Consider the following 19,865-nt stretch of genomic DNA (forward strand, 5'->3'; position numbering starts at 1 on the left):
TTTCTCGTGGCTGAGGTGTATCGGGGGTGAAGGGCTGTGAACCCTATGGAATCAAACGCCGGCTGCTCAGCGGCGCGACATGTAGATGTCGAGCGCCTTGTGGAGCAGCTTGTTCAGCGGGAAGTCCCATTCGCCGAGGTACTCGGCGGCCTGTCCGCCCGTGCCGACCTTGAACTGGATCAGGCCGAACAGGTGGTCCGACTCGTCCAGCGAGTCGGAGATGCCGCGCAGGTCGTAGACGGTCGCCCCGAGGGCGTAGGCGTCGCGCAGCATGCACCACTGCATCGCGTTCGAGGGCCGGACCTCGCGGCCGATGTTGTCGGAGGCGCCGTAGGAGTACCAGACATGGCCGCCGACGATCAGCATGGTGGCCGCGGACAGGTTCACACCGTTGTGCCGGGCGAAGTACAGCCGCATGCGGTTGGGGTCCTCGGTGTTGAGGGCCGTCCACATGCGCTGGAAGTACGACAGCGGGCGCGGCCGGAAGTGGTCGCGCACGGCCGTGATCTCGTACAGCCGCTGCCACTCGGCGAGGTCCTGGTAGCCGCCCTGGACGACCTCGACGCCGGCCTTCTCGGCCTTCTTGATGTTGCGGCGCCACAGCTGGTTGAAGTTCTTGTGGACCTCTTCCAGGGAGCGGTTCGCCAGCGGCACCTGGTAGACGTAGCGCGGCTGGACGTCGCCGAAGCCCGCGCCGCCGTCCTCGCCCTGCTGCCAGCCCATGCGGCGCAGCTTGTCGGCGACCTCGAAGGCGCGCGGCTCGATGTAGTCGGCCTCCAGGTCGCGCAGACGCTTGACGTCCTGGTCCTGGATGCCCTTCTTGATGGTCTCGGCGTTCCAGCGACGGATGATCACCGGCGGGCCCATCTTCACGGAGAAGGCGCCCTGCTGCTTCAGGTGCGCGAGCATCGGCTGGATCCAGTCGTCCAGGTTCGGCGCGTACCAGTTGATGACCGGGCCCTCGGGCAGATAGGCGAGGTAGCGCTTGATCTTGGGCAGCTGGCGGTAGAGGACCAGGCCCACGCCGACCAGCTGACCGCTGCGCTCGTCGATCCAGCCGAGGCTCTCCGAGCGCCACTCCGCCTTCACGTCGGCCCAGGCCGGGACCTGCATGTGGCTCGCCGACGGCAGGCTCTGGATGAATGCCAGATGCTGCTCTCGGCTGATGGTCCTCAGGGTCAGGCTCATGTCGGGGCGCTCCTCGGGCTGGTGTGTCCCCATGGGTTCAGGGGCTCCGGCTCTCGCGCCGAAGCCTACTGCGCCCGCTGAGCACCCCGATGGGGCGGACGGCTCAGAAGGGCCCGCCCGCGCGAGGCCGCCCCCGCGGAGATCGTCTTCGCGGGGGCGGCCTCGGGAGGGACCGCCTCAGAACAGGCCGCCGAACAGCCCGCCGTTCGACATGCCGATCAGCAGGCCGACCCCGGAGGCGCCGAGGCCGAGGATCAGCCCGAAGCGCTCGCGTGTGGTCACCGAGACCCACTGCCCGTACGCGCCGGTGACGATGCCGACCAGACCGGCCCAGGACGTGAGCAGGTGCAGGCCGGGGAAGAACGCGGTGATGAAGGACAGCAGGCCCAGGACCAGCGTCACGGCCATCAGGATGTCCGGGAGCGGATGGGTCTTGCCGTCGCTGGCGAAGAGGGATCCGGCGGTGTTGGGCTGCAAAGCCTGTGCCATGGGGCACCTCCTGCGGAAGGCGGCGCATCGTAGCGCCGTACACACCCGACGTGTACAGATTGTCGGCCCTCACGGCCGGATTTCAACCGGAAGCGGGTGTGCGGGTAGTCTGTACCGTCTGCACCGGTGTCTGCCCGGATCCGCGGCGGGGAATCCTCGCGGAGCCCTGATCGTCAGTGGAAACCCCTGATTGTCAGTGTCGGCCGATACCGTTGCGAACGCATTAGACCCTCCTGCCACGGAACGACCGTGGCCGCTGAGTCCAAAGGAGGTGGGTTCCACATGCGTCACTACGAGGTGATGGTCATCCTCGACCCCGATCTCGAGGAGCGTGCTGTCTCCCCGCTGATCGAGAACTTCATGTCCGTCGTCCGTGATGGCGGCGGCAAGGTGGAGAAGGTCGACACCTGGGGCCGTCGTCGTCTCGCCTACGAGATCAAGAAGAAGCCCGAGGGCATCTACTCGGTCATCGACCTGCAGGCCGAGCCTGCGGTCGTCAAGGAGCTCGACCGCCAGATGAACCTGAACGAGTCGGTCCTCCGGACCAAGGTCCTCCGTCCCGAGATGCACTGAGCCTCGGCTCAGTTGATCCCGGGATTCGAGTAGCAGCAAGCAGCCAGCAGCAAACCCGCCGAGAGGTTCCCCCATGGCAGGCGAGACCGTCATCACGGTCATCGGCAATCTTGTCGACGACCCCGAGCTGCGCTTCACCCCGTCCGGTGCGGCGGTCGCGAAGTTCCGTATCGCGTCCACCCCCCGCACCTTCGACCGTCAGACCAATGAGTGGAAGGACGGCGAGAGCCTGTTCCTGACCTGCTCGGTCTGGCGCCAGGCGGCGGAGAACGTCGCCGAGTCGCTCCAGCGAGGCATGCGCGTGCTCGTGCAGGGCCGGCTGAAGCAGCGGTCCTACGAGGACCGTGAGGGCGTCAAGCGCACGGTCTACGAGCTGGACGTCGACGAGGTCGGCCCCAGCCTGCGCAACGCCACGGCCAAGGTCACCAAGACCTCCGGTGGTGGCGGTCGCGGTGGCCAGGGCGGTTACGGCGGCGGCCAGCAGGGTGGCGGCCAGGCCGGCGGCGGCTGGGGCGGTGGCTCCGGTGGCGGCCAGCAGGGTGGCGGCGCTCCGGCCGACGACCCGTGGGCGACCGGCGCTCCCGCCGGTGGCAACCAGGGTGGTGGCGGCTGGGGCGGTGGCTCCGGTGGCAACCAGGGCGGCGGCTACTCGGACGAGCCTCCTTTCTAGGGCTCGTATCCCACACTTCTTGATCACACAGGAGAAACACCATGGCGAAGCCGCCTGTGCGCAAGCCTAAGAAGAAGGTCTGCGCTTTCTGCAAGGACAAGGTCACGTACGTGGACTACAAGGACACGAACATGCTGCGGAAGTTCATTTCCGACCGCGGCAAGATCCGTGCCCGCCGCGTGACCGGCAACTGCACGCAGCACCAGCGTGACGTCGCCACGGCCGTGAAGAACAGCCGTGAGATGGCGCTGCTGCCCTACACGTCCACCGCGCGATAAGGGAAGGGTGACCGACTCATGAAGATCATCCTCACCCACGAGGTCTCCGGCCTCGGTGCCGCCGGCGATGTTGTCGACGTCAAGGACGGCTACGCTCGCAACTACCTGATCCCGCGGAAGTTCGCTATCCGCTGGACCAAGGGTGGCGAGAAGGACGTCGCGCAGATCCGTCGTGCGCGCAAGATCCACGAGATCCAGACCATCGAGCAGGCCAACCAGGTCAAGGCCCAGCTCGAGGGCGTGAAGGTCCGTCTGGCCGTTCGCTCCGGCGACGCCGGTCGTCTCTTCGGTTCCGTCACCCCGGCCGACGTCGCGTCCGCGATCAAGGCTTCCGGTGGCCCCGAGGTCGACAAGCGCCGCATCGAGCTGGGCGCCCCGATCAAGACCCTGGGCTCCCACGAGACGTCCGTGCGTCTGCACCCCGAGGTGGCCGCCAAGGTCGCCATCGAGGTTGTCTCCGCGTGACCCAGCGCTCGGTCTGAGCAGCTGAGAAGAGGGGCCGTACCCATCGCGGGTACGGCCCCTCTTCCGTTGCCGGTGCGGCTCTCGCCGACGCGTCCCGGGAGGGGCACCACGGCGGATGTTTCACGTGAAACGGTCAGCGGGTCGCGCCCGTCACCAGCCAGCGGCCCGAGCGGCTGCGCCACCACAGGGTGGCCATACGGACGGTCATCATCAGCGTCATCGCGGCCCAGAGCGCGGTCAGACCGCCGCCGAATACCGGGATGAGCAGGGCCGCCGGGACGAACACCGCCAGGGTCACCAGCATCGCCCCGGCCAGATACGGTCCGTCGCCCGCGCCCATCAGGACGCCGTCCAGGACGAAGACGATCCCGCAGATGGGCTGTGACAACGCCACCATCAGCAGCGCGGGCAGGGCGGCGTCCTTGACCACCGGGTCGCTGGTGAACAGCGGCAGGAAGAGCGGTCGGGCCGCGACGACCAGCAGTCCGAGTACGGCACCGGTGGCGATGCCCCACTGGACCATCCGCCGGCAGGCCGCGCGGGCGCCCTCGGTGTCGGCTGCTCCGAGGTAGCGGCCGATGATGGCCTGCCCCGCGATCGCGATGGCGTCGAGCGCGAAGGCCAGCAGGCTCCACAGGGACAGAGTGATCTGGTGGGCGGCGATGTCGGCGTCACCGAGGCGGGCCGCGACGGCGGTGGCGATCATGAGGATCGCGCGCAGCGACAGGGTGCGGACCAGTAGCGGGACACCAGCCTGTGCCGAGGCCCGGATCCCGGCCGCGTCCGGGCGCAGGGACGCACCGTGCCGACGGGCGCCGCGTACGACCACGGTCAGATAGACGGCCGCCATGGCGCACTGCGCGATGACCGTGCCCCAGGCCGAACCCGCGATGCCCAGCCCGGCGCCGTAGACCAGGCCCACATTGAGGACGGCGTTGGCGATGAAACCGCCGACGGCGACATAGAGCGGTGTCCTGGTGTCCTGGAGACCGCGGAGCACTCCGGTGGCGGCGAGCACCATGAGCATGGCCGGGATGCCCAGGGAGGAAATGCGGAGATAGGTGGTGGCATAGGGCGCCGCCGTGGTGGAGGCGCCGAAGAGGTCCACGATGCCGGGTGCCAGGGGGAGGACGACGGCGATGACCGCGATCCCGAGCAGCAGCGCCAGCCAGATGCCGTCCATGCCCTGGCGGATGGCGCCCGGGCGATCGCCCGCGCCGACCCGGCGGGCCACGGCGGCCGTGGTGGCGTAGGCGAGAAAGACGAACACGCTCACGGCAGTGGTCAGGAGGGCGGAGGCGACGCCGAGACCGGCGAGCTGGGCGGTGCCGAGGTGGCCGACAATGGCACTGTCCGCCATGACGAAGAGAGGCTCGGCGACGAGCGCGCCGAAGGCCGGGACGGCCAGCGCGACGATCTCTCGGTCGTGCCGCCGGCGGGTGGCCTCGGGGATCTCGGGAGCCTGGGTCATGGGCGCTAATGTAATCGTCCACAGGTAAGAGATGCAATTGCATTGTGACCCTTACTTATGATCCTGGACGCCGTCCGCTCGCGCACCGTTCGAACCGATCTTGGTCCGACCGGGAAAGTTTTTCTTCTGCACAGCCGGTGGATGCCGAAGTCGCAGGTCAGGGGCTTGGCCTGGAGAGGATCGAGGGCTTGTTCACAGGGCTGTCCACCGGGTCGTGCACAGGTTTCGGCGAGTTCTCCACAGCATCGGGGCCGTCGTCCACATGGCCTGTGGATAACCAGATTGGCTGACGGTGCCGACGGGCCTACCGTTGTCCGGCGCCCGCTCCTTCTCCGGGCCCCGGCAGGCGATGCCTCCGAGGCTCGGTAAACGGCACAAAACCGACGCGCCCTGAGCGGAGTTGGGCCTCTCGATTTGTCAGTGTCGTGCCGTACAAAAGAGGACACGGCGAGGTCCGCCGTGTGACGGGAGGAGGTGGCTCGGTGAGCATTTCCGAGCCCTTGGACGATCCGTGGGCCGACAGCGGACCCAGTGATCGTCTGCCGGCCTCCCGTCGGCGACCCGAGGGTGGCCGGGGCCGTGACGAGCAGCACGACCGGGGCCGGGACAACGCCGGCTGGGACGGCGGCGGTTCCTCCTTCGAGCGGGTGCCCCCGCAGGACCTCGACGCCGAGCAGTCGGTGCTCGGCGGCATGCTGCTGTCCAAGGACGCCATCGCCGACGTCGTGGAGATCCTCAAGGGCCACGACTTCTACAAGCCCGCGCACGAGACGATCTACCAGGCGATCCTTGACATCTATGCCAAGGGCGAGCCGGCCGACCCGATCACCATCGCCGCGGAACTCACCAAGCGCGGCGAGATCAACAAGGTCGGCGGCGCCGCGTATCTGCACAGCCTGGTCCAGACCGTGCCGACGGCGGCCAACGCCGAGTACTACGCGGAGATCGTCCACGAGCGCGCCGTACTGCGCCGCCTGGTCGAGGCCGGCACCCGGATCACGCAGATGGGATACGCGGCCGACGGCGATGTGGACGAGATCGTCAACAGCGCCCAGGCCGAGATCTACGCCGTCACCGAGCAGCGCACCAGCGAGGACTATCTGCCGCTGGGCGACATCATGGAGGGCGCCCTCGACGAGATCGAGGCGATCGGCTCACGCAGCGGCGAGATGACCGGTGTGCCCACCGGATTCACGGACTTCGACTCGCTCACCAACGGACTGCACCCCGGTCAGATGATCGTCATCGCGGCCCGTCCCGCCATGGGTAAGTCGACGCTCGCGCTGGACTTCGCGCGAGCCGCGTCGATCAAGAACAACCTGCCGAGCGTCATCTTCTCGCTCGAAATGGGCCGCAATGAGATCGCGATGCGTCTGCTGTCCGCCGAGGCCCGTGTCGCCCTGCACCACATGCGCTCCGGCACGATGACCGACGAGGACTGGACCCGGCTCGCCCGCCGGATGCCGGACGTCTCGGCCGCCCCGCTCTACATCGACGACTCCCCGAACCTGTCGATGATGGAGATCCGGGCCAAGTGCCGCCGCCTCAAGCAGCGCAACGATCTGAAACTCGTCGTCATCGACTACCTCCAGCTGATGCAGTCCGGCGGCTCCAAGCGCGCCGAGAGCCGCCAGCAGGAGGTCTCGGACATGTCCCGTAACCTCAAGCTCCTCGCCAAGGAGCTGGAGATCCCGGTCATCGCGCTGTCCCAGCTGAACCGTGGTCCCGAACAGCGCACCGACAAGAAGCCGATGGTGTCCGACCTGCGTGAGTCCGGCTCGATCGAGCAGGACGCCGACATGGTCATCCTGCTGCACCGCGAGGACGCGTACGAGAAGGAGTCCCCCCGCGCCGGCGAGGCCGACCTGATCGTCGCCAAGCACCGTAACGGCCCCACGGCCACCATCACGGTCGCCTTCCAGGGCCACTACTCGCGCTTCGTGGACATGGCGCAGACCTGATCGACGCGAGGGAACCCGCGGGGTTTCAGGTGCCGTCGGGCTGGAAGAACGCGAGCATCTTCCGGGCGGCGCCCGGGGACATCAGCATGTCCTTCATCCTCGCGGACATCCGGGCGGCGGCGCCGGTGCGTTCGAACATCTCGTGTTCGTATTCCGCGACGGCGGTGGGGAAGTCGTCCGGGCGCGCGGCCAGCGCGAGTCCGAGCAGAGCGCCGTCGAGCAACGCCATGTTGGCGCCCTCGCCCACCGGCGGCATCAGGTGCGCGGCATCGCCGAGCAGGGTGACGCCCGGTGTCGACGGCCAGGTCAGGCCGACCGGGAGGGCGGTGATCGAGCGTGGCACGATCGTGTCGTCGCAGGCCGCGATCAGCGCGGTGAACCGAGGGTCCCAGCCGGAGAGCAGATCGTTCAGCCGCGCCCGGGCGGCGGCCGGGTCGTCGAACGGGATCCCGCTGGTGGCGAACCAGTCCTCGGCGGTGTTGTAGAAGCTGATGCCGATGCGCACGCGGCCGTCACCGTTGCGCTGCGCCGCCAGGGATATCCCGTCGCCGAGCACCCAGTAGTTGCCGCGCCCGACCATCGCCGCGAGGTCGGGGTGGGTGCGGTCGATGTCGGGGATGCCGACCTCGACGACGTTCTGGCCGATATGCGCCGGGCGGGCGTCGGTGAGCAGCGCCCGGACCCGGGAGTTCGCGCCGTCCGCGCCGACCAGCAGGTCGTACGACGCGCCGCCGCCGTCGGCGAAGTCCAGCCGGCCGTCGCCCGCGGAGGTGAACTCGTGGCCCCAGCGCACCGTGTCCTCGGGGAGGGAGTCCAGCAGCAGGTCGCGCAGGTCGGCGCGGTCGACCTCGGGCCGGTCGAGCGGGGCGTCGTCGGGGGTGTCCTCCTGGAGCAGGAGGGTGCCGTCCGGTTCGAGGAGACGCATGTCCTGGCCCTCGCCACGGGCGATCGCGTGGAACCCGTCGAGGAGACCGGCCTCGCGCAGCGCCCGCCGGCCGGAGTGGATGTCGAGCATGCCGCCCTGACCGCGCGCACCGCGCGAGGACTCGCGTTCGTACACGACGGAATCCATTCCGTTGACGTGCAGCACACGGGCGAGAGCCAGGCCGCCGAGCCCGGCTCCGATGATGGCGATGGTCATGGGTGCCCCTTCTTGCCTCTCTCCGATACACCGTACGTGCCGATACACTGTATCGATCTATGCGCAGTATCGTTGGCGGCATGTTGGTGTGGGAGAGGCCGGAGCCGCCGGATCGACCGGTGCCGGCCCCGCTGAACCGAGAACGCATCGTGCGAACGGCGATCCGGCTGGCCGACGCGGACGGCCTGGAGGTGGTGTCGCTGCGCAAGGTCGCCACCGCGCTGGGCGTCGGGCCGATGCGGCTGTACAGCTATATCGCGAGCAAGGAGGAGCTGCTCGACCTGATGGTCGACGCGGCTTATGCCGAGATCCGGCCCGTCGGAGACGGCTGGCGGGAGGTGCTGCGCTCTCTCGCCGAATCCACCCGGCAGGCCGCCCATGAGCACGAATGGCTCGCCGATCTGCTCGGTGGCCGACCGCAGCTCGGCCCGCACGCGCTGGCCAATGGCGAGGCCGTGTTGTCCCGGCTCGACGGCGTCGATCTGGACGACGCCATGCCGATGGTCGCGGCGGTGAACGCGTATGTGATCGGCGCGGTGCGGCGGGAGATCGCCGCGCGGCGGGCCGAGCGTGCCAGCGGGATGGACGAGAGACGCTGGCAGGCCGCACTCGGGCCCTATCTGGAGCGGACCTTCGCCACCGGCCGATTCCCCGCGCTGGCCACGGTGGTGCGCGACGCCGCTCACCTGGACGCCGACCACACCTTCCGGATGGGCCTCGATTTCCTGCTCGACGGCATCGAAGCCCGCGTTTCCCGGTGAGATGACGGCGAATCCCGCATCATCGGTCGGGTGACCCGTCGCATCGTGCTCGTCACCGGGGCGCCCGGAGCCGGCAAGACCACCCTGGCGCTACCGCTGTCGGCAGAACTCCGTTTTCCGCTGCTGTCCAAGGACCACATCAAGGAGACCCTGCACGACGCGCTGGACGCGCCGGTGGATCTGGCGTCCTCACGCCGACTGGGCGCCGCGGCCATGCGCTTGATCCGGGCCCTGGCCGCGCGCTGCCCGGAGGCCGTCCTGGAGGCCAACTTCCTGTCGCGCCACCCCGACACCCGCCCTCACCTGGAGTCCTTGGCCGCGACGGTGGTCGAGGTCCATTGCCGGTGCCCACCGGCCGAGGCCGCTCGCCGCTACGCCGAGCGCGCGCCCGGGGCCCACGCGGTCCACGTCGTCCATGAACTCCGGCCCGAGGCCCTGGCCCAGTACGACCGGCCGCTCGCCTACGGCACCGTCATCACGGCGGACACGACCCGCCCCACCGATCCGTCCGACCTCGCGGGCCAGGTCCGTGAGGCGTTCGACAGGGAAGCGACACGACCCTGAATCGCAGCGCTCGGGCCCCATTGCGGCCAACACCCCACCTCTCGTGGGATTTCCTACCGGCGTGCGCGACCCCGGGTAACCGCTCCCCGGCCCCTCCCGGACGCGGGTCCTGCGTCGGAAATGGATTCGACGCACGGCGTTCCAGCAGGTGGACTGGGGGAATGACGACTTCACAGGATGCGCTGCTCCCGGGGACCCAGCGCGCGTTGCTGCACAGGATCGCCGTCGCGCAGAGCGAGGGGCGGGCGCCGTCATTGGTCGCCGCCGTGGTGCGCGGCGGGCAGACCGTGTGGCACGGGGCGCGGAGCTCGGTGGACGGGCACGCGCCGGACGAGAATGTGCAGTACCGGATCGGTTCGATCACCAAGACCTTCACGGCCGTACTGGTGATGCGGTTGCGCGACGAGGGCGCGCTCGACCTCAGCGATCCGCTGGACAAGCATCTGCCGGGCACCGGCGTGGGGGAGGCCACGATCGCCGAACTGCTCGCGCACACCTCCGGGGTGGCGGCCGAGTCGCCCGGACCCTGGTGGGAGCGGACGCCCGGCTCCCTGCGGCCCGAACTCGCCGACGTACTCGGCGAACAGCCCCTGCTGCACCCCGCGGGCCGCCTGCACCACTACTCCAACACCGGCTACACGCTGCTCGGCGCACTGGTGGAGGAACTGCGCGGCGCCCCCTGGGAGGAAGTGCTGCGCCGGGAGATCCTCGAACCGCTCGGCCTGCACCGCACCACCCCCCAGCCGGAAGCCCCGTACGCGGGTGGCTGGGCGGTGCATCCGTGGGCCGACGCCCTGCTGCCGGAGCCGATGGAGGACCTCGGCCGGATGGCCTCCGCCGGTCAGCTGTGGTCGACCACGGGGGACCTGGCCAAGTTCGCGGTGTTCCTGGCCCGCGGTGACGAGCGGGTGCTCGGCGCGGAGTCGGTGCGCGAGATGCGGACCCCGGCGGCGCCGGCCGAGGCCCCCGATGTGGTGGACGGGGTCACCTACGGCCTCGGCATGCAGCTCCACGCCCGCGGCGGACACCTGCTGTTCGGCCACTCCGGCTCGCTGCCCGGCTTCCTGGCGAACCTCACCATCAGCCTGGAGGACGACGTGGCCGCGGTGGTGCTCACCAACTGCACCAGCGGACCGTCCCTGGGCACGGTCGGCGACGACCTCGTACGGATCGTCGCCGAGGCGGAGCCCCGCATCCCCGAGCCCTGGCGCCCGCTGCGTGAGGTCGACCCGGCGGTGCTGGAGCTGGCCGGACAGTGGTACTGGGGGACCGGTGCCTTCGGCCTGCGGGTGACGGCCGACGGCCACATCTCGCTCGACCCGCTGACCGGCGGCGGTCGCGGATCCCGCTTCCGGCCGAACGGCGACGGCACCTGGACGGGTCTGGAGGACTACTACGCCGGGGAGCTGCTGCGGCCCGTACGGCGGCCGGACGGGTCCCTGAGCCACCTCGACCTCGGCTCGTTCGTGTTCACCCGGCAGCCGTACGACCCCGAGGCCCCGGTGCCGGGCGGCGTGGACCCGCAGGGCTGGCGAGGCATCAAGTAGGCGGAAGCCAAGAGGGCTTGTCTCGTCTGTTTCACGTGAAACAGACGAGACAACCCCTTTGTCATACTCTGCGCCCCGCCGTCGGAGCGAGGATGATCAGAGGCGCAGCTTGAAGCCCTCGTGCGACGCGGTGAACCCGAGCCGCTCATAGAAGCGGTGGGCGTCCGGACGCTTCTTGTCGGACGTCAGCTGCACCATCACGCAGTCGAGCCGCCGGGCCGTGTCGACGGCCCACTGGATCAGCTCGGTGCCCAGCCCGCTGCCCCGCTCGTCCGCGTGGATGCGAACGGCCTCGATCAGCGCACGGGTCGCGCCCCGGTGCGACAGCCCGGGAATGATTGTGAGCTGGAGGGTGCCGATCACCCGGCCGTCACGCACGGCGACGACGAGGTGCTGGTTCGGGTCTGCCACCAGCCGCTTCAGCGCCGCCCGGTACGGGGTCAGATCATCGGGAGACTCCCGCTGTGCGCCCAGTGGATCGTCGGCGAGCATCGCGACGATCGCCGGAAGGTCGTCCTCGGCCGCGGCCCGTATCTCAAGATCTCCCATGCCCGCACCCTATGCAGGGACGTTCAGCGACTCCACCACCCGTACCAGCGGCGCCAGTTCGGGGTTCTTGGAAGCCCCGTCCAGGGCCTCGCGCAGGGCGCCGTCATTGGTGGGGCGCGCCTCTTCGAGCAGCCGCAGGCCCGCCTCGGTGACGTTGGTGTAGATGCCGCGCCGGTCGGTCGGGCACAGATAGCGCTCCAGCAGACCGCGGTCCTCCAGACGGGTCACCAGGCGTGTGGTGGCGCTCTGGCTGAGTACGACCGCCTCGGCGACCTGCTTCATCTGTAGATGCCCGCCCTCGCCGTCGTGCTGCCGGCTCAGCACGTCGAGCAGTGAGTACTCGCGCACGCTGAGGTCGTGCTCGGCCTGGAGGGCGCGCTCGACATGCGCCTCGATCCGGCCGTGCAGCGCAGAGAGTGCGCACCAGCCCTGGGCGAGGGCGGTGAGCGCGGGGTCCGTCGCTGTCATGGGCGTTCTCCTCCGTCTCGGAGTGGTTGCCCCCAGGGTAGACCACTGCCCGCAATAGCCAGCTCTTGCATTTAAGCCGCGTCTGCAAGTATTGTCGGAACACGCAAAGCGCTCATGCAATCTTCTGGGAAGGTGTACCCCCACATGCCTCTCGCGCTTCTGGCCCTCGCGATCGGGGCCTTCGGAATCGGCACCACCGAATTCGTGATCATGGGCTTGCTGCCCGAGGTCGCGGGCGACTTCGGCGTCTCCATCCCCACGGCCGGCCTGCTCGTGACCGGCTACGCACTCGGCGTGGTCATCGGCGCCCCGCTGATGACCGTGCTCGGCACCAGGATCCCGCGCAAGCGGATGCTGATGCTGCTGATGGGTCTCTTCATCGCCGGGAACCTGCTGTCCGCCCTCGCCCCCGCCTTCGCGATCATGGTGATCGGACGAGTGATCGCCTCACTCGCCCACGGCGCCTTCTTCGGCATCGGTTCGGTCGTCGCGGCCGAGCTGGTCGCGCCCCAGAAGAAGGCCGGCGCCATCGCCATGATGTTCACCGGTCTGACGGTCGCCAATGTCATCGGCGTCCCGCTGGGCACGCTGATCGGCCAGCACGTCGGCTGGCGCGTCACCTTCGCGGTCGTCGCCGGGCTCGGTGTCATCGGGCTCGCCGGCATCGCCAAGCTGGTGCCCGAGCTGCCCCGGCCCGAGGGCGTGCACCTGCGCCACGAGCTGGCCGCCTTCAAGAACGCCCAGGTCCTGCTGGCCATGGCGATGACCGTCCTCGGCTTCGGCGGCGTCTTCGCAGCCGTCACCTACATCGCGCCGATGATGACCCACGTCGCCGGCTTCGCCGACGGCTCGGTCACCTGGCTGCTGGTCCTGTTCGGCCTCGGCATGGTCGGCGGCAACCTCGTCGGCGGCAGGTTCGCCGACCGCGCCCTGATGCCGATGCTCTACATCTCGCTCGGCGCCCTGGCCATCGTCCTCGCCCTGTTCACGCTGACCGCCCACAACAAGATCGCGGCCGCCGTGACCATCGCCCTGATCGGTGCCCTCGGCTTCGCCACCGTCCCGCCGTTGCAGAAGCGTGTTCTCGACCACGCCCATGGCGCGCCGACGCTCGCCTCGGCCGTGAACATCGGCGCCTTCAACCTGGGCAACGCCCTCTCCGCCTGGCTCGGCGGACTGGTGATCTCGGCCGGCCTCGGCTACACGGCCCCCAACTGGGTCGGTGCGGCGCTCGCCGCGGCCGCCCTGGTCCTCGCCGTCCTCTCGGCCGCCCTGGAACGCCGCGACGCCCCGCAGGGCGCCACCGCGGCCGCTTCCGCCGCGCCCGCCGACCGGCCCACCGCCGTCCACCACTGAGCCACCAGGGTCCGCAGCCGTCCGCAGCCCACGGTCACCCGCACCGAACCGCGGCGCGGTCCCACCCGGCAAGTCCCCACAAGCACCATCCCCCACCGCAACACCCGAGGAGAACCTTCCATGAGCACCACCGCCGTCGCCCCGCTCACCACCGAGGACGCCGAACTGCTCGTCGCCACGGCCCGCCGGGCGGCCGAGGAGGCGGGAGTCACCGTCAGCGTCACCGTCCTGGACGCCGGCGGCCATCTGCTCGCCTTCCGCCGGGACGACCGGGCGGTGCTGATCTCCGGCGAGACCAGCACCCGCAAGGCCTACACCGCGCTCCAGCTGAACGCCCCCACCGCCGACCTGGTCGACGCCGTCCAGCCGGGCGGCCTCTTCCACACGCTGCCCACGGCCCTCGACCGGCCGCTGCTGTTCATCGCGGGCGGCGTCCCCGTCCACCGCGACGGCCGGCTGATCGGCGCGGTCGGCGTCGGCGGTGGCGCCCCTGAGCAGGACCACGGCTTCGCCACCGCTGCCGTCCAGGCCCTCGCCTGATCACCCCGGTCCACAAGGGCACAGGCCCCGCCGCTTCGAGCGACGGGGCCTGTCGGCGTCGTACGGCGCGGTCGTGCGGACGGCGCGGTCGTACGGACGGCACACGGCGTCGTATGACGTCTCAGCCGGCGGCCACCGTCAGCGGGGCGAATCTGCGCGTCCAGTCGCCCGGAAGCTCGGTGATGCCGTGCGTCATCACCGAGTTGTGCGTCACCGAGGCCAGCCCCCGGGCTTTGGCCCAGGTCAGCAACTCCTCGTGGCGTACGTCGATGTCGGTGCGCAGCGGGCGGTCCGTGCCGGCCGCCAGTGAGGCGATCAGGGCCTGGGCGGTCTCGGTGTCCCGGGCGATCAGCGGGCCGACGACATGGGTGTCCATGTTGGGCCACGCGGCCGCGTAGCCGATGATCCGGCCGTCGTCCTCGGCCACCCGCAGCTGGTCCGCGAAGGCCGGGAGCCGTGCGAGGAGCGGTGTCCGGTCGGTGCCGAATGCCTCCTCGTCCACGCGCAGGATCCGGGGAAGGTCCTCCGCGGTGGCGGCCCGCGTCGTGACCTTGAGGTCCGGGCCGCCGGGAGCGAAGCGGCCCCTGAGCATCTCCGCCCGGCCCGTCACCTTGAAGCCCAGCTCCTCGTACAGAGGGCGGCCGTTCTCCGTGGCGTACAGGGTCAGCGGAGTGCCGTCCATGGCGGACACCACATGCCGCATCAGGCGGCGGCCGACACCCCTGCGAGCGTGGCGTTCGGCGACCAGCACCATGCCGATGGCGCCGAGTTCCGGTTGTCCCCAGGAGCCGTACTCGGTGATGACGCACGCGGCGACGAGACCACCCTGAGGGTCGTCGATGCCGTAGCCGCGCCCGGCGGTGAGGAGGAAGCCCCACTTGTGTTCCTCGCGTGGCCACCCCCGGTCCTCGGACAGGTCGGCGCAGGCGGTGAGATCGCGCAGCGTCAGACGACGGATGGGCAGTGCGTCGAGGGAAGGAGTTGGCACGCACGTCAGGCTGTCCGAAGGGGACCCCCGGCGTCCACCCGTTTCACGTGAAACATCGCTCCGTCCGCCACCCGGCAGGACGCGCCCGCTACCCCAGGTCGGGGGCGTGCATGGCGCGTACGCCCTCGATGTTGCCGTCCAGATAGTGCCGCAGCGACAGCGGGACGAGATGGACGGACGCGATGCCGACACGGGTGAACGGGACGCGGACGATCTCGTACTCGCCGGCGGGCTCCTCCACCTCCGGGCCATGGCGCAGGGACGGGTCCATGGACGCCAGTCGGCAGACGAAGAAGTGCTGCACCTTCACGCCGGTCGCGCCGCCGTCCTCACCGATGTGCTCCACGGTGTCCACGAAACACGGCACCACATCGCTGATCTTGGCGCCCAGTTCCTCGTACACCTCCCGGTGCAGGGCGTCGACGACGGTCGAGTCCTCGGGATCGACCCCGCCCCCGGGAGTCACCCAGTAGGGATCGACGCCGGGCTTGGTGCGCTTGATCAGGATCAGGTCGTCGCCGTCCAGCAGAACGGCACGGGCGGTGCGCTTGACCACGGGTCGGACGGTCATGGGAGAAATGTGGCCCGGCTGGTTCCACGTGAAACATCGCAAAGCGGAACCGGTTGACCGCGTTGCGTGGTCCCGGGCCAGTCAGCCCCAGTTCGCGGCTGCTCGCAGCAGTTCCTCGTGGGCTCGGGCCACGGTCGGCAGGGCGAGCGTGCCCGTGCGGACCACCAGGAAATAGGTGCGCAGCGGCGGCACCACCGGGTCGTGCAGGGCCACGACCGCGCCCCGGTCGAGGGCCGGTGCGCAGAGATAGCGGGGAAGTACGGCCAGGCCCGCGCCCGCGCTCGCACAGGCAAGGATGGCCCGCAGGTCGGGGGTGACGACCGTGCCGGGGGCGGCGGGGCGGGCGTCGAAGACGGAGGCCCAGTAGCGGGAGACGAAGGGCAGCGACTCATGGACGTCGATCACGGGCAGGTTCTGGAGGGCGGGTGCCCCTTTCAGACGCAGGGCGTCCGGGTCGAGGCGCTTCGCCCAGCGGGGAGCGGCGACCAGCACATGCTCCTCGTCGCAGAGCGTCGTCGCGCTGAACAGGGCGCCACGCGGTCCGACAGTGCTGATCGTCAGATCGTGGTGACCGGCCGCGACTCCCTCCAGAACCTCCTCCGAGGCCCCGAAGGAGGCGCGCAGCGCGAAGCCCCGGTGACTCCTCCCGGTCAGTCCCGCGAGGGCGGGCAGGGCGCGTTCGGCGGTGAACTCCGGGGGTCCGGCCAGATGCAGGGTCGTCGGCGAGGACTCGTCGTCCGGGCGGGACTCGGCTATCTCCACCAGCGCGTCGAGATGGGGTGCGGCCTTGTGGGCGAGTTCGTCGCCGATGGTGGTCGGGGTGACCCCGCGCGCCTGGCGCAGGAAGAGGGGCTTTCCCAGCTGGCGCTCCAGGGTGCGGATCTGTGAGGTGACGGCGGGCTGGGAGAGGCCGAGCAGGGCCGCGGCGCGGGTGAAGGAACCGGCCCGGTGCACGGTGACGAAGGTGCGCAGCAAGGCCAGATCCATGGCATGCCCTCCCCTGCCCTCGCCCTTGTCCGGCTCTGGCAGGCATCAACTATAAATATGTCGATAGACCCCTGTCGCTAGCGTGATTGGACTCTGACAGAGAGTCAACTAGCCTTGTTCGCACGGTTCTTCGCGAGCGGAACCGGAGGCGGTCCGAGCCACGAGGGGGGAGGCTCGGACCGTCGTACGACAGGGCAGGACGGCGCCTTCGTGGGCAGGCCCGGCCGAAAGCGCCGGGGTTACTCCGCAGACTCGTCCAGGGCGCGCAGGATGTCCGCCACCAGGTCCTCGGGATCCTCGGCGCCGACGGACATCCGGACGAAGCCCTCCGGGACGGCGTCCCCGCCCCAGCGGCCGCGGCGCTCGGCCGTGGAGCGCACCCCGCCGAAGCTCGTCGCGTCCTCCACCAGCCGCAGGGCGGCGAGAAAACGCTCGGCACGCGCACGCGTGGGCAGTGTGAACGAGACGACGCAGCCGTAGCGGCGCATCTGCCGCGAAGCGATCGTGTGCGCGGGGTCGTCCGGCAGCCCCGGATAGCGCAGATCCATGACCTCCGGCCGCTGCCGCAGGGCCTCCGCGACGGTGAGCGCGGTGGCGTTCTGCCGGTCCACGCGCAGCTGGATCGTGGCGATGGAGCGATGCGCGAGCCATGCCTCCATCGGCCCCGGGATCGCCCCGACGATCTTGCGCCAGCGGCGTACGGCCGCCATCGCCTCGGCGTCCCGGCCTGCCACGTATCCGAGCAGGACGTCGCCGTGCCCGGTGAGCTGCTTGGTGCCGCTGGCCACGGCGAAATCGGCGCCCAGGGCCAGCGGGCGCTGGCCGAGCGGGGTGGCGAGGGTGTTGTCGACGGCCACCAGGGTGCCCTGGGCGTGCGCCGCGACCGCAAGACGGCGGATGTCGCACACATCGAGCCCCGGGTTCGACGGGGACTCGATCCACAGCAGCCGGGCGCCCTCCAGGGCCTCCAGCTGGGCGTCCCCGCCGGTGGGGGCGGTGCGCACCTCGACGCCGTACGCCTCCAGCTGGGCGCGGACCAGCGGCAGCGCCTGGTAGCCGTCGGACGGCAGCACCACCGCGTCCTCGGCGCGCAGCTGGGAGAACAGCACGGCGGAGATCGCGGCCATGCCGGAGGCGAACACCAGCGTCTCGACGTCCGGCCGCCCGGGAGCCTCCAGCTCGCCGATGGCGTTCTCCAGCAGCGTCCAGGTCGGGTTGTCGTCACGGCCGTACGAGTACGGCCCCGTCACCTCGCCCGGCAGATGGAAGTGCGCGGCGAAGACCGGGCCCGGCAGCGTCGGCTCGTGCTTGACCGGCTCGGGCAGCCCGGCCCGGACCGCACGCGTGCCGTCGCCCACGGGCCCCTCGTCCACGGTTGCGTCGCTCATGCGGCCCGTCCCTCCAGGTGTTCCCGTACGGCGGCGAGCAGTCCGGTGCTCGCCTCCTCCACCATCTCAAGGCATGCCGCGAAACCGTCCGGGCCGCCGTAGTACGGGTCCGGCACATCGAGATCGCCGTCCAGGGAATCGTCCGGCGCGAGGACGCCGGTCGAGCGGCGGGCGTAGGCGCGCAGCAGACGGACCTTGCGGGCGTCGTCCTCGGTGGGCGCCAGGCGGCGCAGGTCCCGCAGATGACCGGCGTCGAGGGCGATCACAAGGTCGCGGCGGGCGAACCAGGACGGCTGGAACCGGCGTGCGATGTGGTCGCAGTCGTAGCCGCCGTCCCGCAGGACGGTGACGGTGCGCGGGTCGGCGGCCTCGCCCTCGTGCCAGCCGCCGGTGCCCGCGCTGTCGATCTCCACCCGGTCCGCCAGCCCGGCCTCCGCCACCCGCGCGCGGAAGACGTACTCGGCCATCGGGGAACGGCAGATGTTGCCGGTGCACACGAAGCAGACGCGGTAGGTCATGGGGCGCTCAGTCCTCGTCCGGAAGGAACATGTGCAGGGCCCAGGAGACGACCGAGATGATCAGACCGCCGAGCACGGCCGTCCAGAACCCCTCCACATGGAAGCTCAACTGGAGCTTGCCGCACACCCAGGACGTCAGCAGCAGCATCAGCGCGTTGACGATCAGGGTGATCAGACCCAGGGTCAGGATGAACAGCGGGAAGGTGAGCACCTTCAGGATCGGCTTGACCAGGGAGTTCACCAGGCCGAAGATCAGCGCTACGACGATCAGCGTGCCGGCCTTCTTGGCCGTGCTGGCACCGGTCAGAGTGATCTTGTCGAGGAGCCAGACGGCCACCGCAAGGGCGCCCGCGTTCACGATCGTCTTGACTACGAAATTCTTCATGTGTCCGATCGTGGCAGACCCGGTCGGAAGCGAGCAGCGAGGCGAGGGCGACGAAGCGGATGAAGGCATTCCGGCTGGACGATCTGGAGGCGGAGCGTGCCGCCAACGAGGGTGCCTACCTTCAGTTCCTGCGGGAGCGGAACATGTCGGTCGGCCTCTACGCCCTCGACTCGGGCGCGCACGACCCGCAGCAGCCGCACAAGCAGGACGAGGTGTACTTCGTGGTCAGCGGCCGGGCGTCGATCACCGTCGGCCTGGAGACGACCGAGGTGGCGCGGGGCAGCGTGGTGTACGTGCCCGCCGGTGTCGCCCACAAGTTCCACCACATCAGCGAGGATCTGAGGGTGCTCGTCGTCTTCTCTCCACCCGAGGCGTGAGGGTCGGTCTCCGGGTTCCCTAGGGGACGGCTCAGGGGAGGACAAGGGCTGCGAGGCCCCCGCTGGACCCTCCCTCGGCTCTAGCATCGGGTGCAGGACATCGGGACCGTACGCGACGTACACGTACGCACGAGACGAGAAGGACGAGGGCCATGCGAGGGATCTTCGCGGGACTGCCGTGGTGGGTGAAGTGGGTCGCGGTGCCGGTCATCGCCCTGGTCGTGTTCGGCGGCCTGATAGCGAGCGTCGTCGGTTTCGTGATCGGGCTGCTGTTCAAGGCGCTGATCTTCGTCGCCCTGGTCGGCGGACTGATCTACATCGTGCGCAAGTTCATGTCCAACTCCTCCTCGCACGGCGACTGGTGAGTCACACGGGAACCGGTGACCGGTAAGGGGGTGCCGGTTCCCTCGGGGGAGGGAAGTTTCCCCGTGAGCCCGGCCGCACGCGGTGGCGGCCGGTTAGAGTCCGGAACTCCCCACGGGGTGCGGCCCCGTGGATGGCGCAGAAACCCATCCGTGCTCCCCACCCACGCACGGGCTGCCCCCTCGCGTTTCCGGAGTAACCCTTGGCCACGGTCGACACCGCACCGGCGAAAACCCCCGCACTCCCCGCCCAGCCACGCCCCCGCAC

The 19,865-nt window shown here is 69.9% G+C and carries 24 protein-coding genes; 12 read left to right on the top strand and 12 right to left on the bottom strand.

Translation table 11 applies throughout. The features are described 5' to 3' along the window. Positions 1-66 precede the first annotated feature (66 nt). Positions 67-1,188 (bottom strand): lipid II:glycine glycyltransferase FemX, encoded by a 1,122-nt coding sequence (locus CCN72_RS08125; protein WP_086806921.1) that lies wholly within the window; start codon positions 1,186-1,188, stop codon positions 67-69. A gap of 177 nt (positions 1,189-1,365) precedes the next feature. Continuing rightward, positions 1,366-1,677, bottom strand: a complete 312-nt coding sequence (locus CCN72_RS08130; protein WP_037650437.1) for a hypothetical protein — start codon at positions 1,675-1,677, stop codon at positions 1,366-1,368. A gap of 282 nt (positions 1,678-1,959) precedes the next feature. On the opposite strand from CCN72_RS08130, the gene rpsF reads away from it, so the two are divergent. From rpsF to rplI, 4 genes are all read left to right on the top strand, one after another. Further along, on the top strand, positions 1,960-2,250 hold the full coding sequence (gene rpsF, locus CCN72_RS08135; RefSeq protein ID WP_037650441.1) for a 30S ribosomal protein S6: 291 nt from the start codon (positions 1,960-1,962) through the stop codon (positions 2,248-2,250). Positions 2,251-2,323: 73 nt separating this feature from the next. Beyond that, positions 2,324-2,920, top strand: a complete 597-nt coding sequence (locus CCN72_RS08140) for a single-stranded DNA-binding protein (protein ID WP_085565606.1) — start codon at positions 2,324-2,326, stop codon at positions 2,918-2,920. A gap of 41 nt (positions 2,921-2,961) precedes the next feature. Continuing rightward, positions 2,962-3,198 carry a 30S ribosomal protein S18 gene (rpsR, locus tag CCN72_RS08145; protein ID WP_003949403.1) on the top strand — a complete coding sequence of 79 codons (237 nt, stop codon included), beginning with the start codon at positions 2,962-2,964 and terminating at the stop codon, positions 3,196-3,198. An 18-nt stretch (positions 3,199-3,216) separates the two neighbouring features. Then, positions 3,217-3,663, top strand: coding sequence for a 50S ribosomal protein L9 (rplI, locus tag CCN72_RS08150; RefSeq protein ID WP_037650447.1), 447 nt, complete (start codon positions 3,217-3,219; stop codon positions 3,661-3,663). 133 nt (positions 3,664-3,796) lie between these two features. Here the strand turns inward: rplI and CCN72_RS08155 are convergent, their stop codons facing one another. Next, on the bottom strand, positions 3,797-5,134 hold the full coding sequence (locus CCN72_RS08155) for an MATE family efflux transporter (RefSeq protein WP_086806922.1): 1,338 nt from the start codon (positions 5,132-5,134) through the stop codon (positions 3,797-3,799). A 482-nt stretch (positions 5,135-5,616) separates the two neighbouring features. Between CCN72_RS08155 and dnaB the strand changes: the two genes are divergently transcribed. Then, entirely contained in the window at positions 5,617-7,095 is a 1,479-nt protein-coding gene (gene dnaB / locus CCN72_RS08160) for a replicative DNA helicase (RefSeq protein ID WP_085565604.1), read from the top strand. A gap of 25 nt (positions 7,096-7,120) precedes the next feature. Here dnaB and CCN72_RS08165 read toward each other — a convergent pair whose 3' ends face one another. Further along, on the bottom strand, positions 7,121-8,236 hold the full coding sequence (locus CCN72_RS08165) for an FAD-dependent oxidoreductase (RefSeq protein WP_086806923.1): 1,116 nt from the start codon (positions 8,234-8,236) through the stop codon (positions 7,121-7,123). A gap of 80 nt (positions 8,237-8,316) precedes the next feature. Between CCN72_RS08165 and CCN72_RS08170 the strand changes: the two genes are divergently transcribed. The 3 genes from CCN72_RS08170 to CCN72_RS08180 all read left to right on the top strand — a co-directional run bounded on the left by CCN72_RS08170 (position 8,317) and on the right by CCN72_RS08180 (position 11,108). Then, positions 8,317-8,997, top strand: a complete 681-nt coding sequence (locus CCN72_RS08170) for a TetR/AcrR family transcriptional regulator (RefSeq protein ID WP_086806924.1) — start codon at positions 8,317-8,319, stop codon at positions 8,995-8,997. A 30-nt stretch (positions 8,998-9,027) separates the two neighbouring features. Then, positions 9,028-9,561, top strand: coding sequence for a P-loop nucleotide/nucleoside kinase family protein (locus tag CCN72_RS08175; RefSeq protein WP_208637946.1), 534 nt, complete (start codon positions 9,028-9,030; stop codon positions 9,559-9,561). Positions 9,562-9,722: 161 nt separating this feature from the next. Next, positions 9,723-11,108, top strand: a complete 1,386-nt coding sequence (locus tag CCN72_RS08180) for a serine hydrolase domain-containing protein (protein WP_086806926.1) — start codon at positions 9,723-9,725, stop codon at positions 11,106-11,108. Positions 11,109-11,204: 96 nt separating this feature from the next. Here CCN72_RS08180 and CCN72_RS08185 read toward each other — a convergent pair whose 3' ends face one another. Together CCN72_RS08185 and CCN72_RS08190 are read right to left on the bottom strand one after the other, a co-directional pair. After that, positions 11,205-11,657, bottom strand: a complete 453-nt coding sequence (locus CCN72_RS08185; protein WP_086806927.1) for a GNAT family N-acetyltransferase — start codon at positions 11,655-11,657, stop codon at positions 11,205-11,207. A gap of 9 nt (positions 11,658-11,666) precedes the next feature. Continuing rightward, a complete protein-coding gene (locus CCN72_RS08190; RefSeq protein ID WP_086806928.1) occupies positions 11,667-12,125 on the bottom strand; it encodes a MarR family winged helix-turn-helix transcriptional regulator in 459 nt (152 codons plus the stop codon). 144 nt (positions 12,126-12,269) lie between these two features. Between CCN72_RS08190 and CCN72_RS08195 the strand changes: the two genes are divergently transcribed. After that, positions 12,270-13,481 carry an MFS transporter gene (locus tag CCN72_RS08195; RefSeq protein WP_086806929.1) on the top strand — a complete coding sequence of 404 codons (1,212 nt, stop codon included), beginning with the start codon at positions 12,270-12,272 and terminating at the stop codon, positions 13,479-13,481. A 120-nt stretch (positions 13,482-13,601) separates the two neighbouring features. After that, a complete protein-coding gene (locus tag CCN72_RS08200; RefSeq protein WP_086806930.1) occupies positions 13,602-14,021 on the top strand; it encodes a GlcG/HbpS family heme-binding protein in 420 nt (139 codons plus the stop codon). A gap of 121 nt (positions 14,022-14,142) precedes the next feature. On the opposite strand, the gene CCN72_RS08205 is transcribed toward CCN72_RS08200, so the two are convergent. The 6 genes from CCN72_RS08205 to CCN72_RS08230 all read right to left on the bottom strand — a co-directional run bounded on the left by CCN72_RS08205 (position 14,143) and on the right by CCN72_RS08230 (position 18,858). Continuing rightward, on the bottom strand, positions 14,143-15,009 hold the full coding sequence (locus CCN72_RS08205) for a GNAT family N-acetyltransferase (protein ID WP_086806931.1): 867 nt from the start codon (positions 15,007-15,009) through the stop codon (positions 14,143-14,145). Positions 15,010-15,097: 88 nt separating this feature from the next. Further along, complete coding sequence (locus tag CCN72_RS08210; RefSeq protein WP_037650478.1) at positions 15,098-15,580, bottom strand: NUDIX domain-containing protein; 483 nt, start codon at positions 15,578-15,580, stop codon at positions 15,098-15,100. 81 nt (positions 15,581-15,661) lie between these two features. Beyond that, complete coding sequence (locus tag CCN72_RS08215; protein ID WP_086806932.1) at positions 15,662-16,567, bottom strand: LysR family transcriptional regulator; 906 nt, start codon at positions 16,565-16,567, stop codon at positions 15,662-15,664. A gap of 239 nt (positions 16,568-16,806) precedes the next feature. Continuing rightward, on the bottom strand, positions 16,807-17,955 hold the full coding sequence (locus CCN72_RS08220; protein ID WP_086806933.1) for a cystathionine gamma-lyase: 1,149 nt from the start codon (positions 17,953-17,955) through the stop codon (positions 16,807-16,809). Next, a complete protein-coding gene (locus CCN72_RS08225) occupies positions 17,952-18,473 on the bottom strand; it encodes a low molecular weight protein-tyrosine-phosphatase (protein WP_086806934.1) in 522 nt (173 codons plus the stop codon). The genes CCN72_RS08220 and CCN72_RS08225 overlap by 4 nt, the downstream gene beginning before the upstream one ends. A gap of 7 nt (positions 18,474-18,480) precedes the next feature. Continuing rightward, a complete protein-coding gene (locus CCN72_RS08230) occupies positions 18,481-18,858 on the bottom strand; it encodes a phage holin family protein (RefSeq protein ID WP_085565592.1) in 378 nt (125 codons plus the stop codon). A gap of 59 nt (positions 18,859-18,917) precedes the next feature. Here CCN72_RS08230 and CCN72_RS08235 point away from each other — a divergent pair, with 59 nt between their 5' ends. Together CCN72_RS08235 and CCN72_RS08240 are read left to right on the top strand one after the other, a co-directional pair. Then, positions 18,918-19,235, top strand: a complete 318-nt coding sequence (locus CCN72_RS08235; RefSeq protein ID WP_086806935.1) for a cupin domain-containing protein — start codon at positions 18,918-18,920, stop codon at positions 19,233-19,235. Positions 19,236-19,387: 152 nt separating this feature from the next. Further along, positions 19,388-19,600: a DUF5326 family protein gene (locus CCN72_RS08240; protein ID WP_037650493.1), complete on the top strand. Its 213-nt coding sequence runs from the start codon at positions 19,388-19,390 to the stop codon at positions 19,598-19,600. The last annotated feature ends 265 nt before the right edge of the window (positions 19,601-19,865 follow it).

Origin of the sequence: Streptomyces murinus (assembly GCF_002154555.1) — a bacterium.
GTDB classification, from domain to species: Bacteria; Actinomycetota; Actinomycetes; order Streptomycetales; family Streptomycetaceae; genus Streptomyces; species Streptomyces murinus.